The following is a 14036-nucleotide window of genomic DNA, read 5'->3' as shown; positions in this document are numbered from 1 at the left end:
TTCAACGGATTCAATAAATGAAAATTCTACACACTTCTGACTGGCATCTTGGTCAGCATTTTATGGGAAAATCCCGCCGTGATGAGCACAAAGCCTTTATCGATTGGTTATTGGCGCTGGTGGATAAAGAATCTATCGATGCGGTGATTATTGCGGGTGATGTATTCGATACGGGTTCACCACCAAGCTACGCGCGCGAAATGTATCATCAGTTGGTATTAGACATGAAGGCGCGCCAATGTCAGTTAGTGATCGTCGCGGGGAATCACGATTCGGTCAGTATGCTAAATGAATCCAAGAGCTTGTTGACCTATCTCGATACTCAAGTGTCGAGCCAAGCTAACCTAGAAGATATCGATTCTCATGTTATTCCGCTAAAAGACAAAACGGGTGATATTGCCGCCTGGGTATGTGCTGTGCCGTATTTACGCCCGAAAGACGTAATGCAAAGCGTCGCTGGACAATCTGAACAAGACAAGAAGCTCGGCTTGTTGCAAATGATAGGTGATTTTTACCAGCGAGTGTTTGACGCTGCATGTGAAAAAAACAACGCACTGAAAACGGCGGTGCCGATTATTGGCACTGGGCATTTAACGGCAGTAGGTGGCCAAGTAAGCGAGTCGGTTCGTGATCTTTATGTGGGCACTTTGGAGGCCTTACCGACGTCGGTGTTCCCAGCGTTTGATTATCTTGCCCTTGGGCATATTCATCGTGCTCAACCGATCAGTAAAAGTGGTCGGTTTCGTTACAGCGGTTCACCGATTCCGTTGAGCTTTGATGAGTTAGGGCGTGACAAAACTGTGGTGATATTTGATACCAATTTATTAGGTGAAGATACCTTTGTTGAAGATTTGTTTGCTGAGCCTGTGGACCCTGTTCAGTTGGTAACGATTCCGAATTTTCAGCCTATGGCGAGTTTGAAGGGTAACTTGAAAGAAGTGATTAAACAGATCACTGCTTTGGAATTAGCAGAAGACAAAACCCTTTGGTTGGAAGTCACTGTGATTGCTGATGAGTATTTGAGTGATGTGCATAAGCGCTTGCTGGAAGTTATTGAAGGCAAACCGATTGAGTTACTGCGAGTGATGCGTCGCAGTGCGATAGAGAAAAAGAACGAAGGTTTTGAGGCGCGCAAAACCTTGTCGGAATTAACGGTTGGTGATGTATTCGAGCAGAGTCTTAAATCCAATTTAGAACTGGATGAAGACGAGTCTAAAACTCTGACCGAGCTTTTTAATACTTGCTTGGTGGAGCTGGAAGAGCATCAGCAAGATGGCGAGGAGAAGCAAGCATGAAAATTTGCAAACTGCGCCTGAAGAATTTGAATTCCCTAAAGGGCGAATGGGAAATTGATTTTACAAAAGCGCCATTTGACGACGCTGGTGTGTTTGCCATTGTTGGGCCGACGGGCGCGGGTAAGTCGACATTGTTGGATGCGATTTGTTTGGCTTTGTATCACGAAACGCCGCGCCTGAAAGTGTCACCAAGTCAGAACGATGTGATGACGCGTCATACGTCGGAATGTTTGGCTGAAGTTGAGTTTGAAATAAAAGGCAAAGGCTATCGCGCTTTCTGGGGGCAGCGACGCGCTCGAGGTCAGAGCGATGGTAAGTTGCAGCCGATGACTTGTGAGCTTTGCGAGCGTGATGGCACCATCATTACCACTAAGATAAATGAAAAAATCGATAAAATAGCCGACATCACTGGTTTGGATTTTTCGCGTTTTACCAAGTCTATGTTGCTGGCTCAAGGTGGCTTTTCGGCGTTTTTGAATGCGTCAGCCAATGACAGGGCAGAATTGTTAGAAGAGCTAACCGGCACAGAAATTTACGGTGATGTGTCGAAGTGGGTGTTTGATAAACACAAGCTTGAGAAGCAAGCCATAGCGTCGCTTGAGAAGTTTAATGAGCAGACTCAGTTATTATCAGATGACGCTTTTGCTGAGCTAAAGCAGACCGAGTCGAGTTTTGAGTCAAATGAAAAAGCCAATGCAGACGCGTTAAAGCAACATCAAGCGGTATTGGAGTGGAGACGTACTGAGAAGAAACTGCAAGAGCAAGTGGCTGAATATCAGCAACAATTCGATGATGCAATGCAGGCGTTAGCGGATTTTGCACCTCAGCAACGACAGCTTGAGCAAGCACTCACGGCGCAGGTTTTACAGCCAGATTATGACAAACAGCAAGGTTTACAATCACGCTTGGATCAGAATCAGGCGGATGTTAGTCAATACTCTGAAATGCAACAAGCACAGCTACAGCAAAGCCAGATATTGTCTGATTCCGTTGAGCAAGCGAAAGAAAAGTTAGCCCGTACGCGAGCAGATTTGGAAGCTTTGAATAACAAGATCAATGATGAAATTCAGCCGATCTTGTCCCGTCAAGAGAGTGTGAAGGATCAGCATCAGGATAGCCTTGCTCGACTTAAACAAGCGACAGAAAAAGTCGATAATCAGCAGGCGCAACTAAAAGACGTGACTGAGAAGCTAACGGGTATTGATAAAGCCTGTGACGAAAGTAAAGCTATTTTAAGCCGCTGGACATCGCCAGAAAAAATTGAAAACCAGTTGGCCAGTTGGCAGCATCAAGCACAAAGCATAGAGGCAAATACTCACGCAATTGCCGAACTTGAGATCAGTATCGATCAAGGTACCAAAAGTTATGATGCTGCTCTCTCTGCTCATGGAAACAATCAAGCTAAGTTAGAGCATGAACAAGCCAGCCTAGAAGAGCGTCAGCAAGCATTGCAGAGCACGGTTCATGATTACATGGCGTTATCATCGCAGCTTGAATATGCTGATTGGCAGAAAGGTTATCATCAAACTGAACGTGCTCAGTATAATGCGCAGTCACTCTGGAAACAGTTTCATCAATATCAAGATCAACAGTTTCAATTGTCCGAGCTGGACGAGAATCTGAATACAATGGCAAGCCGTATTCAGCAACAGAAAAGCCAGCTAGAGCAACAAAGACAAACCTACAAAGACAAGCTTCGTCATCAAAAATCGATTGAAAAACTTGCCGAGGCGGAGCGTCATATTGTGGCGTTAACCCATTTACGTAATGAGTTAGGTGAACATGATGATTGTCCGTTGTGTGGTTCAGCAGAGCACAATCTTGCTAATGCTTTGTACCAAGCAGATTCTGGTAGCCAAGAAGAGTTTCTTCTATTAGGCAAAGAATTAGACGGTCTGAAAGGCCAGGGTATGCAGTTGGCGGCAGACTTGGAATCCATGCAGCGCGAATTAACATCTGCTCAAACGCGACGTCAGCAATTGATCGATGGCTTACTGGCAACCGAAAATGATCTGAAAGAATGGCTGACGTCGTTGAATCAGGATCAAGGTTTTAACCTGTCTGATAAAGAACAAGTCTCTGCTCTGGTTCAACATGTAGAGCAAGATTGGCTGGCGCTGCAAAACATAGCACCTAAACTTGAAGCCTTGCACCAGTCTCGTTTGGCTTTAGAGACTGAGTTGCAGAACCTGGTTGTTCAGCACCAAACAACACAGCAGCAGGTTTCACAAGATCAGAATCAATGTCAATTATTGTGGCAAACCTTAGAGACTCATCAAAAAAATCTTGTTAGTAAGAAGGATGAGCAAGAAAAAATCACTGCGAATTTACGCCATGATATGCAGCAAGCGAGTGTGCCGGACAGCTATTTTGATTTGTCTTTGGTTGATGCGCTGACCCAGTTACAAGAGGCGATGAAGCAATGGCGCGACAGCAAAGCCGGTTACGATGCTTTGTTGCAGCAGCGTGAGCAGCTTGGTTATGAAAGTAAAAATTTAGATAATACGTTAAAAGAGAGTCAGCAAGTACGTGATGATGCGCAAGCCAAAGTGAATGAGTTAGATGCGAGCTTAGCTGATATTACTAAACAGCTGTATAGCTTGTTAGGTGATAAGAGTGTTGGCGAACTTCGTCAAGAAGCGCAATCTTTGGCTGATCATGCTTATCAAGAGCTGGAGAAAATTGAAGCGGAGCGGCAGCAGCTTGCTCAAGCTTTGGCGTCCAGCAAGGCGTCGCTTGAAGCACTTAATAAGACTCGTCTAGTTTTGGCAGAGGAATATGATGCAGCGCTTGCACATTGGCAAAAGTCCCTAGCCGAGAAAGGTTTTGAGGACGAAGCTGCTTGGCTGCAAGCAAGTTTATCCACAGAAGATATGGCACAGCGCCAAGCAACACTTAAACATCTTCAAGAGGCTGTTTCTAAACTACAAACATTGTTTAATCAATCTCAAGAATCTTTAGCTAAACATATTGAAAGAAAGTCTGAGTTTGTTGCTCTTGAAGGCGAAGAATCTGGTAATGCGGAGTTTGACGCCATTTCTCTTGAGGCACTAGAAGAAAAATACATTCAGCTCGATACAGAGCGCCAAGCGTTACATCGTCAATGGGGTGTTATTAGTCAACAGATTCAAGAAGAAACACAGCGTAGGGAGCAAGTGGCTAAATCTAAGGAAGCACTAGAGGCGCGTCGAGAGGCTTTCATACATTTGGAGCGTTTGAATCATCTGATCGGTTCGGCAGATGGTGCCAAGTTCCGCCGCTTTGCGCAAAGTTTAACCTTGGATCATTTGGTCTATTTGGCTAATCAGCATTTGGACATTTTGCATCGTCGTTATCAATTAATGCGCAACGAAGATGCTTTGTCTTTGCTTGTGGTGGATACTTGGCAAGCAAATGCCTCGCGAGATACTAAGACGCTGTCTGGCGGTGAATCTTTCTTAGTAAGTTTGGCATTGGCATTGGCATTGTCTGATTTGGTTTCCCATAAAACCAGTATTGATTCTTTGTTCTTGGATGAAGGCTTTGGCACATTGGATAGCGAGACATTGGAATCTGCTCTTGATGCCTTGGATAACTTACATTCTTCCGGTAAAACCATTGGTATCATCAGCCATATTAGCGCTCTAAAAGAGCGTATTCCGGTACAAATCAAACTCACAAAACAAAGTGGTTTAGGCGTCAGTCGTCTTGGAGCTGAATTTGCGGTTCATGCGGTTGAGGAGTAAGTTTTTTTTTTGGGTTGTTATGGTGCAAAAGTTTTCCCCAGATTAATGGGAACAAGTATGTAAGTAAGTTGTAAAATATTAACTAAATCAAATGGTTAATCTTTCGTTCATTATTGAGCATTTTGCGTTATCCTTAGCACTATAAGGGAGCAGTTAAGTGTTTTCCTTAGTGTAAAGAGAGTGTTGCACTGACTTTCTTTAATCTTTTAGCTTGATAGAATGAACTTTCAATGCTGATGATGAGATTTCAGTGTGGTTAGAATGTATTTATGGTCATTAAAGGTATTAAAAAAGGACAGTTTGCATGACAGACTCAGGCTTCCGGCTTAAAGGAAGTGTCGTTACGACGGTTTTGTTGGAAATTCAGACATTTTCTTTAGATGGTATTGTGTTTCATCTAAAGGAAAAAATTGATCAAGTCCCGCATTTTTTTAATCAAGCGCCAATCATTGTCGATATATCGAAAATGAAGCGAGGCGTGACTGTGGGTGAATTTGAAGCTTTAATTCAGTCTGTGAGTGCGTTGGGTCTTGGGGTGATTGGTTGGCGGTGTGATCCGGATAACCTGCCTGTTTGGAGCGCCTCTGTCACTATTCCATTGTTGCCTGCCAGTAAAACGCGCCCAATTAATATTGCGCCCACTGTTAAAGAAGAATCAAGCCCTGATGTGGTGGTGAAAACCGTTGTAGAAGAACGTCTTGTGCCTCAATCAACTAAGGTCATTACTAAGCCTATTCGTTCCGGTCAGCAGGTTTACGCTGAGGGTGATTTGATCGTGTTGGCACAAGTCAGTGCGGGGGCAGAAGTGTTGGCCGATGGCAATATTCATGTTTATGGCGCCTTAAGAGGGCGAGCGTTAGCAGGTGTAAAAGGCGATGTAGAGGCGCGAATCTTTTGTAAAAGCATGGAGGCTGAACTGGTTTCCATAGCTGGTAATTTTATGTTGAGTGATGCGTTGCAAAATATCGTTTGGAAAGACAGTGCGCAAGTGTTATTAGTTGACGATAGTTTAGAAATCGTACCGCTTTAAGATTATTATTCATTTAATTATTTGGATAAATTCAGGTGAATTTATTGGGGGATATGGAATTGGCAAAAATTATAGTAGTCACCTCAGGCAAGGGCGGTGTCGGTAAGACAACATCCAGTGCCGCTATTGGGACTGGTATTGCGTTGAAGGGTCATAAGACGGTCATTATCGATTTCGATGTAGGTTTGCGTAATTTAGACTTGATTATGGGTTGTGAACGACGTGTTGTTTATGACTTTGTGAATGTCATAAACAAGGAAGCGACTCTGTCTCAGACCTTGATTAAAGACAAACGTACGAAGAACTTGTTTATTTTGCCGGCTTCCCAGACACGCGATAAAGATGCGTTGACCATTGAAGGTGTACAGGAGGTCCTTGAGGAGCTCTCCAAAGAGTTTGACTATATTATCTGTGACTCTCCAGCGGGCATTGAAAAGGGTGCTCAAATGGCACTGTACTTTGCTGACGCAGCCATTGTAGTAACAAACCCTGAAGTATCTTCTGTGCGAGATTCAGATCGTATCTTGGGGATTCTACAAAGTAAGTCTAAGCGAGCTGAGGATGGAAAAGCGCCAATCGAGGAACATCTACTTTTAACTCGTTACCACCCAGGGCGCGTTGCATCGGGTGAAATGTTAAGTGTGTCTGATGTTGAAGATATCTTGGCGATTCCATTGCTAGGTGTTATTCCTGAATCGGAAGCCGTATTGAAGGCGTCTAACCAAGGTACGCCTGTCATTTTGGATACGGAGTCTGAAGCTGGTTTAGCTTATATGGATGCGGTTGATCGTTTGATGGGAGAAGAGCGTCCATTGCGCTTCTTAGAGATTCAGAAGAAAGGCTTCATCAAGCGTTTGTTAGGGGGTTAGAGTGGGAATTTTTGATTATTTTAAAAGTAAAAGTGCTCCTAGCTCGGCGTCAGTAGCAAAGGATCGTTTACAGATTATTGTTGCTCATGAACGCAGTAAGCGTCATCAGCCGGATTATTTGCCACAGATGCAGCAAGAAATTATTGATGTAATCCGTAAGTATGTGAATATAGGCAGTGAAGATGTGCAGATTCAGCTGGATAATACGGACGACTGTTCTGTTTTGGAGTTAAATGTCACTTTGCCAGAACAAAATTAGCGTAAAATTATAGTTCTTAGCTTTAGTAATTTATAAAGCGCCAAACAAGGTCATTGATGTAGGTCTTGTTTGGCGCTTTTTTATGTTTAATTTTATCTGTTTAAACAGCATTGTTTTACTCACGTTTTCATGGGTGTATTATTTACGCTACTTGCTTGTTTCTGATTAAATTTTTCCATAAGAGTAAAGCTAATGCTGCGTTTCTTTCTAGGTGTGGTTGCCGTCTCATTGCTTATCTCTGCTTGCAGTGAACCTAAGCAAGCTGTTTCTAAAAAGTCAGTTAAGAGTTCTGCGCAAGAGCTTCCTATTACCATGACAGATCCTAAAGCTATATTAGGGGCGCAACTGTTTTTTGATACTAATTTATCCAAGGAGCGTAATCAGTCTTGTGGAACTTGCCACGATATAGCAAACGGCTTTGTAGATAAAAGACCGGATGCACTCCTAGGTGCCGTTTCCCTGGGCAGTGATCGCTTATCCATGGGTAGTCGCAATACGCCGACTGCAGCCTATGCTGCTTTTGCGCCTTCTTTCCACCGTATGTCTAATGGTGAGTATCGTGGTGGTCAATTTTTAGATGGTCGTGCTTCTGGATTGTCTGAGCAAGCAGAAGGACCATTTTTAAACCCTTTGGAAATGGCATTGCCAGATGGCGCTGCTGTAGTAGATCGAGTAAAAGAAAACGAACGCTATGAAGAGTTGTTTAATGCTGTTTATGGGCAAGGTGTTTTAGATGACCCTATTAAGGGGTATAAAGCCATTACCGATTCAATTGCGTCCTTTGAAATGACTGCCATGTTTATGCCATTTGATTCTAGATACGATCGCGCTTTGCGTGGTGAGGTGAAACTCACGCCTCAGGAAGAGCTTGGTAAAACACTATTTTTCTCTCAGCAGTTTACGAATTGTAATGCATGCCATCAGGTGAATACATCACAGCTCAATCCTCAGGAAACCTTCACCAACTATGAATACCGTAATATTGGTGTTCCTGCTAATCCTGATGTTTTGCATCAAAATGGCAGAAGGGATCTAGGCTTGTTGGACAACCCAACTATTGATGATGAGAAACAAGCTGGCAAGTTTAAAGTGCCTTCTTTACGTAATGTTGCTGTGACAGGGCCGTATATGCATAACGGCGTGTTTACTGATCTTCGTACTGTGGTGCTTTTTTACGACAAATACAATAACCCTAGTCGTACGGAGAATCCTGAAACAGGGGAGCTTTGGGCGAAGCCTGAAGTGTCAGAAAATATTGATTTAGTGAATTTGGAAAAAGGACCAGCGTTATCTGATCGGAGAGTTGATGCCATTGTGGCTTTTCTGAAAACACTAACTGATCAGCGTTATGAGTCTCTGCTTACTGACCAATAGCGGGTTATAGTCCTAAGCCTTATTGTTTTTAGCTTGAATTCCTTATTGTTTTTATTGATAAAACTGGCCTGTTGGTCAAAATTTTATTACATTGATCCTTTCGTAAATATTTTCATATTTAGTATGTGTTGCTTGAATTTTAAGGGTAGATCTAATGAAGTATGTTCCACTTGGCCGAACTGGCTTAGAAGTTTCACGTGTATGTTTGGGTACTATGACTTGGGGTACTCAAAACAATCAATCTGATGCTGACGCGCAAATTGAGTATGCATTAGCAAATGGTGTGAATTTTATTGATACTGCCGAGATGTATTCTGTTCCGCCGACAGCAGAGTCTTATGGTAAAACAGAGGCCATCATTGGCGATTGGTTGTCTCGTCACCCTGAGCGCCGTGAAGAATTTATTCTTGCTACCAAAATTGCTGGGCCTGGTCTTAAGTATGTTCGTGATGGTAGTAATATTTCTGGAAAAACCGTCATTGAGGCTGTCGATGCCTCTCTAGCGCGTTTGCAAACGGATTATATTGATCTTTATCAGCTTCATTGGCCTAACCGTACAACACCGCATTTCGCAAAGCATTTTCCTGGTGTAATTAGCTTTACCGATGTTGATCGTGACGATCAGTCAGCACAAATTCTAGATATTCTTCAAGGCCTAGATGCTTGCATTAAAGCGGGTAAAATTCGCCACTTCGGTCTGTCTGATGATACGACTTGGGGCATTAATGAGTTTATTCGTCTAAGTGATAAACATGGTTTGCCTCGAGTGGCCTCTATCCAAAACGAATTTAGCTTGTTGCACACAAAAGACTGGCCTTATTTGGTTGAAAATTGTGTGCATGAAGATGTTGCGTATTTACCTTGGTCAGCCTTGGCTGCCGGCGCTCTAACGGGTAAATACCTTGGTGGTGCTCGCCCTGCAGGAAGTCGTTGGACGTATGCTCAGCGTAACGGTATTTTCCGTGATACAGATTTGGTTGAAAAAGCTGTATCTGCTTATATGGAAGTCGCTAAGAAACATGGTTTTACTCCTGCACAGCTCGCCTTGGCTTGGTGTGACCAAGTGGATGGAGTTAGCTCAACAATCATTGGTGCAACATCTATGGATCAACTTAAAGAAGATATGGCAGCCTTTGATATGACTCTGTCTGAAGAGGCGTTAAAGGACATTATGGCTGTCTATAAAGAATATCCAGTACCGTTTTAGTTAGTGGTTCCTGTTTTAAAAAAAGCGCCTATAGGGCGTTTTTTTGTGTCTATAAATTTATTTTTTAGGCAATAAAAAACCCGATGTACTTTGTACATCGGGTTTTTATAGATATTAGAAAAAACTAGTAATTAGTTCTTTTCTTTTTCTTTCTTCTCTTTAATCGCTGCAATTACTGTTTCAGCAACGTTAGAAGGACATGGTAGGTAGTGAGAGAACTCCATAGAGAACTGACCACGACCAGATGTCATCGTACGTAGAGTACTGATGTAACCGAACATTTCAGAAAGAGGTACGTCTGCTTTGATGCGAACACCAGTCAAACCTTTCTCTTGGTCTTTGATCATGCCGCGACGACGGTTCAAATCACCGATAACATCACCTACGTGGTCATCTGGAGTGAACACGTCAACTTTCATGATTGGCTCGATCAATTGAGGGCCGGCTTTTGGAATTGACTGACGGAAAGCGCCTTTAGCTGCGATTTCGAAGGCAATTGCAGAGGAGTCAACTGCGTGGAAACCACCGTCAAACAACTCAACTTCAACGTCTAGTACAGGGAAACCAGCTAGAACGCCTTGCTCCATCATAGACTTAAAGCCTTTTTCAACTGCTGGGAAGAACTCTTTTGGTACGTTACCACCGACAACAGAAGAGCTGAATGTGAAGCCAGAACCCACTTCACCTGGTTTGATGCGGTAATCGATTTTACCGAATTGACCAGAACCACCAGACTGTTTCTTGTGCGTGTAAGTGTCTTCTACAGGCTTAGTGATAGTTTCACGGTAAGCAACCTGTGGTTGACCAACAATAAGATCAACGCCGTAAGTACGCTTCAAGATATCTACTTTGATATCTAGGTGAAGCTCACCCATGCCTTTAAGAATGGTTTCGCCAGAATCTTGGTCAGTTTCAACGCGGAATGTTGGATCTTCTGCAACCATTTTACCGATTGCGATACCCATTTTCTCGTTGCCACCTTTATCTTTTGGTGTAACAGAGATAGAGATAACTGGCTCAGGGAAGACCATTGCTTCAAGAGTACAAGGGTGCTTAGGATCACATAGAGTGTGACCAGTTTGTACGTTTTTCATACCAACGATTGCTAAGATATCACCAGCTTGTGCTGTGCTGATTTCTTTACGATCGTCAGCTTGCATTTCAACCATTCGGCCTACACGTTCAGTTTTGCCCGTGAAGCTGTTAAGAATAGTGTCGCCTTTGTTAAGTACGCCTGAGTAGATACGTACGAAAGTAAGAGCGCCGAAACGGTCATCCATGATTTTGAATGCAAGTGCTTTTAATGGCTCTTTAGCGTCTACGATTGCTTTTTCACCATTTGGATTACCTTCTTCATCAGTAAGATCCTGAGGGATTACGTCAGTTGGGCTTGGTAGGTAATCAACAACAGCGTCAAGAAGAAGTTGCATGCCTTTGTTTTTGAAAGCAGAACCACAGTATGTTGGGAAGAACGCAAGGTCACGAGTACCTTTACGGATACAAACTTTTAGGTCGTCAATAGATGGCTCTTCGCCGTCCATGTACGCCATCATTAGGTCGTCATCTTGTTCAACTGCTGTTTCGATTAGTTTTTCACGGTATTCTTCAACTTGATCAACCATGTCAGCAGGAACATCTTCAATGCTGTAGTTTTCAGGTAAACCAGTATCATCCCAAACGTAAGCTTTACGAGTAAGAAGATCTACAACACCAGAGAACTCGTCTTCAGTACCGATAGGTAGAACCATGATAAGAGGAGTCGCACCAAGTACCTTTTCTACTTGCTCTGTTACGCGGTAAAAGCTTGCACCTAGACGGTCTAGCTTGTTTACGAAGATCAAACGTGCAACTTCAGATTCGTTCGCATAGCGCCAGTTAGTTTCTGATTGTGGTTCAACACCACCAGAACCACAGAATACACCAATGCCACCGTCAAGAACTTTAAGGGAACGATATACTTCTACTGTGAAGTCAACGTGTCCAGGTGTGTCGATAACGTTAAAACGGTGATCTTTCCAGAAACAAGTTACAGCCGCAGACTGGATGGTAATACCGCGCTCAGCTTCTTGTTCCATGAAGTCTGTTGTAGATTCACCTTCGTGAACTTCACCAAGCTTGTGGATCATACCGGTAAGTTTAAGAATACGTTCTGTAGTAGTAGTTTTGCCCGCGTCAACGTGAGCAAAAATACCGATGTTTCTGTATTTTGATAAGTCAGCCATTACATTACTCTAAATAAGTGAGGACGAAATTTGCGCGTTAGTATACAAGACTTTTTACATATGTAGCCAAGTATTTCGCGCTATTCTATTATATTTTATGTGACTAAAGAAAGAGGCAATAGAAAAGCATTTTATAAATGTGGCTTAAGGTGGCTTGGGGGTGTTTGAAATTGCAGTTAAAACACTAATCGCGGCGTAATTTATCCGAAATGGCGATTGGGTTTGGGAAGTTGAGTATCACTATATAAGTTGACATGGCAAAGCTTAAAATTGCTGTAGCTTGAATGACGTGTGATGCTTCTTGTCCAATTAGTCCTATGTTTGCCGCTAAATAGGCAATGAGTAGTGAAAATTCACTTACTTGGCCTAATCGAAAGCCGACTTCCCATGATGTGCTGGCATCTTCTTTGATGCCTTTTAATAGGTAGCGAAAGACGACAGGTTTAATGAGCATAGAGCTAATGGCGAGAATTAAGGCTGGCAGAATGACTAGCCCAAGCAGGTCAAGGTTGAAACTTGCACCAATAGAAAAGAAAAAAAGAATTAAGAAAAAATCCCTTAACGGTTTTAAGTGAGTGGCGATGTATTGGGAAATTGGGCTAGTGGCCAAGGCGACACCTGCAATAAAAGCCCCCATTTCTGCAGAAAGCCCTGCTGTTTCGGCAAGAACTGCCATAGATAGACACCAACCAATAGACACTAAAAATATATATTCATGGAAACGGTCAAAGCGTGATATTAACTTCAATAAAATGTATTTCACAAATAGGAATGCGCCAGTCACAAGAAGTGGCAGGGCGATCAAAGGTTTTAAGTATTGCATTATTGTACTGTCGTCTGCGCTAGCGGTGCTGTAAAGCACAAGCAAAACAGCGATGGCGATCATGTCTTGTAGTAGCAATAAGCCAACAACGAGCTCACCAGTATGTTTGTGGTGCAAGGCTGTTGTGGGGAGGAGCTTTATACAAACAATGGTGCTTGAAAACATCATGGCAATGCCAATAATGAAACTTTCAATTTGGCTATAACCATAGAGAATGGAAACACTAAACCCCAGTATGGCAAAAGCGATGGAGCTGAGTAGAGCAATCCATGATGCTTTTTTGAGCATATTTATTAGGTGGCTTGGCTGCATGTCTAGGCCAAGTAGGAAAAGTAAGAAAATGATGCCGATGTGGCTCATTTCATCCATTAGTTTGGGTTCATTGATTAAGGAGAGTGCCGAAGGGCCAAGTAAAATGCCAAGTGCTATATAAGCGATAATCATTGGTTGCCTTGTATACAAGGCAATGGAAGCAACGATAGCGGCTCCAGCAAATATTAAAAAGAAGGAGTGTACTATCGATGATTCCATGAGTTTGGCTCCGTTATTACCAGGAACCTGTACCAGTTTTTTTGCGTCTCAGCATAGGCGCCAAGATACCTAGTAGTAAGCCTCCAAAAAGCGTTGCTCCGCCAATCATGAACCACTTTTGTTCAGTCGTATCTTGGAGCCTTTCTGCTTTGGCAACAGCAATGTCGGTTTGTTGCTTAAGGCTCTCAATTTGATAACTTACATCTTGATTTTGAGCGACGATAGCTTGCGCTTTCTTCGAAAGAGTTTCTGTATCTTCAAGTTGTTGTTTCAATTCTTGGTTTTCATTTTGCAGCGTTGAGTTGGTGTTGTTAAGATTTTGGATTTTTTGTTGGCTAGCTTTTAAAGCATTCGCTATTTCTGTGCGGGTTTCATTGCTTCTATTGAGTCTAGTTTGAAGGTTGTCGAGCTGATCTCTGCTGACCATATCTTCGCTTAAAAAATAATCGGCAACCCAGCCTTCATTTCCGGATGGCGTGCGAACTTTTGTGTAGCCATCGCTTTGTTCAAGAGTTTCTAGTGGTGTACCACTTTTTAGCCCTCTTTCAACCGCTCTTGTGCTGTTGTCTAAACCTTCTCGGATAGCAACAAATTGAATGTCAGAAATGTATACCGTGGCAGAGTGCACAGTGGCAGAGAGTAGTGAACCAACAATTAGGCTCATGATGCGTTTCTTAGACACGTTAAGTTCCTTTAACAAT

10 protein-coding genes are annotated in these 14036 nt (G+C 42.9%); 7 read left to right on the top strand and 3 right to left on the bottom strand.

What is annotated here, in order from left to right; translation table 11 throughout:
* Positions 1-17: 17 nt before the first annotated feature.
* From sbcD to DFP77_RS15065, 7 genes are all read left to right on the top strand, one after another.
* Positions 18-1295, top strand: coding sequence for an exonuclease subunit SbcD (gene sbcD / locus DFP77_RS15095; protein WP_114413064.1), 1278 nt, complete (start codon positions 18-20; stop codon positions 1293-1295).
* Entirely contained in the window at positions 1292-5020 is a 3729-nt protein-coding gene (locus tag DFP77_RS15090) for an AAA family ATPase (protein ID WP_114413063.1), read from the top strand. The genes sbcD and DFP77_RS15090 overlap by 4 nt, the downstream gene beginning before the upstream one ends.
* Before the next feature lie 304 nt (positions 5021-5324).
* Positions 5325-6050 carry a septum site-determining protein MinC gene (minC, locus tag DFP77_RS15085; protein ID WP_114413062.1) on the top strand — a complete coding sequence of 242 codons (726 nt, stop codon included), beginning with the start codon at positions 5325-5327 and terminating at the stop codon, positions 6048-6050.
* A 59-nt stretch (positions 6051-6109) separates the two neighbouring features.
* Positions 6110-6919: a septum site-determining protein MinD gene (gene minD, locus DFP77_RS15080; protein WP_114413086.1), complete on the top strand. Its 810-nt coding sequence runs from the start codon at positions 6110-6112 to the stop codon at positions 6917-6919.
* A 1-nt stretch (position 6920) separates the two neighbouring features.
* Positions 6921-7178 (top strand): cell division topological specificity factor MinE, encoded by a 258-nt coding sequence (minE, locus tag DFP77_RS15075; RefSeq protein WP_110572897.1) that lies wholly within the window; start codon positions 6921-6923, stop codon positions 7176-7178.
* A 192-nt stretch (positions 7179-7370) separates the two neighbouring features.
* Positions 7371-8552 carry a cytochrome-c peroxidase gene (locus DFP77_RS15070; RefSeq protein ID WP_114413061.1) on the top strand — a complete coding sequence of 394 codons (1182 nt, stop codon included), beginning with the start codon at positions 7371-7373 and terminating at the stop codon, positions 8550-8552.
* Between the two features lie 154 nt (positions 8553-8706).
* Positions 8707-9759 carry an aldo/keto reductase gene (locus tag DFP77_RS15065; protein WP_114413060.1) on the top strand — a complete coding sequence of 351 codons (1053 nt, stop codon included), beginning with the start codon at positions 8707-8709 and terminating at the stop codon, positions 9757-9759.
* A gap of 131 nt (positions 9760-9890) precedes the next feature.
* Here the strand turns inward: DFP77_RS15065 and fusA are convergent, their stop codons facing one another.
* The 3 genes from fusA to DFP77_RS15050 all read right to left on the bottom strand — a co-directional run bounded on the left by fusA (position 9891) and on the right by DFP77_RS15050 (position 14017).
* The gene (fusA, locus tag DFP77_RS15060; RefSeq protein ID WP_114413059.1) at positions 9891-11981 is read right to left on the bottom strand and encodes an elongation factor G; all 2091 of its coding nucleotides are present in this window, start codon (positions 11979-11981) and stop codon (positions 9891-9893) included.
* A 184-nt stretch (positions 11982-12165) separates the two neighbouring features.
* On the bottom strand, positions 12166-13335 hold the full coding sequence (locus DFP77_RS15055; RefSeq protein ID WP_114413058.1) for a cation:proton antiporter domain-containing protein: 1170 nt from the start codon (positions 13333-13335) through the stop codon (positions 12166-12168).
* A 16-nt stretch (positions 13336-13351) separates the two neighbouring features.
* The gene (locus tag DFP77_RS15050) at positions 13352-14017 is read right to left on the bottom strand and encodes a TIGR04211 family SH3 domain-containing protein (RefSeq protein ID WP_114413057.1); all 666 of its coding nucleotides are present in this window, start codon (positions 14015-14017) and stop codon (positions 13352-13354) included.
* Positions 14018-14036: the final 19 nt, after the last annotated feature.

Origin of the sequence: Marinomonas foliarum, from assembly GCF_003337275.1 — a bacterium.
GTDB lineage: Bacteria > Pseudomonadota > Gammaproteobacteria > Pseudomonadales > Marinomonadaceae > Marinomonas > Marinomonas foliarum.
Note: the sequence above shows the minus strand (reverse complement) of the source record. Positions and strands in the feature narration are given on the sequence as shown.

What these genes read in the sequence shown, in the direction of transcription:
- sbcD (WP_114413064.1), top strand. Translation starts at nt 18, where the DNA reads ATGAAAATTCTACACACTTCTGACTGGCATCTTGGTCAGCATTTTATG.
- DFP77_RS15070 (WP_114413061.1), top strand. Translation starts at nt 7,371, where the DNA reads ATGCTGCGTTTCTTTCTAGGTGTGGTTGCCGTCTCATTGCTTATCTCT.
- DFP77_RS15065 (WP_114413060.1), top strand. Translation starts at nt 8,707, where the DNA reads ATGAAGTATGTTCCACTTGGCCGAACTGGCTTAGAAGTTTCACGTGTA.
- minC (WP_114413062.1), top strand. Translation starts at nt 5,325, where the DNA reads ATGACAGACTCAGGCTTCCGGCTTAAAGGAAGTGTCGTTACGACGGTT.
- DFP77_RS15055 (WP_114413058.1), bottom strand. Translation starts at nt 13,335, where the DNA reads ATGGAATCATCGATAGTACACTCCTTCTTTTTAATATTTGCTGGAGCC.
- fusA (WP_114413059.1), bottom strand. Translation starts at nt 11,981, where the DNA reads ATGGCTGACTTATCAAAATACAGAAACATCGGTATTTTTGCTCACGTT.
- DFP77_RS15090 (WP_114413063.1), top strand. Translation starts at nt 1,292, where the DNA reads ATGAAAATTTGCAAACTGCGCCTGAAGAATTTGAATTCCCTAAAGGGC.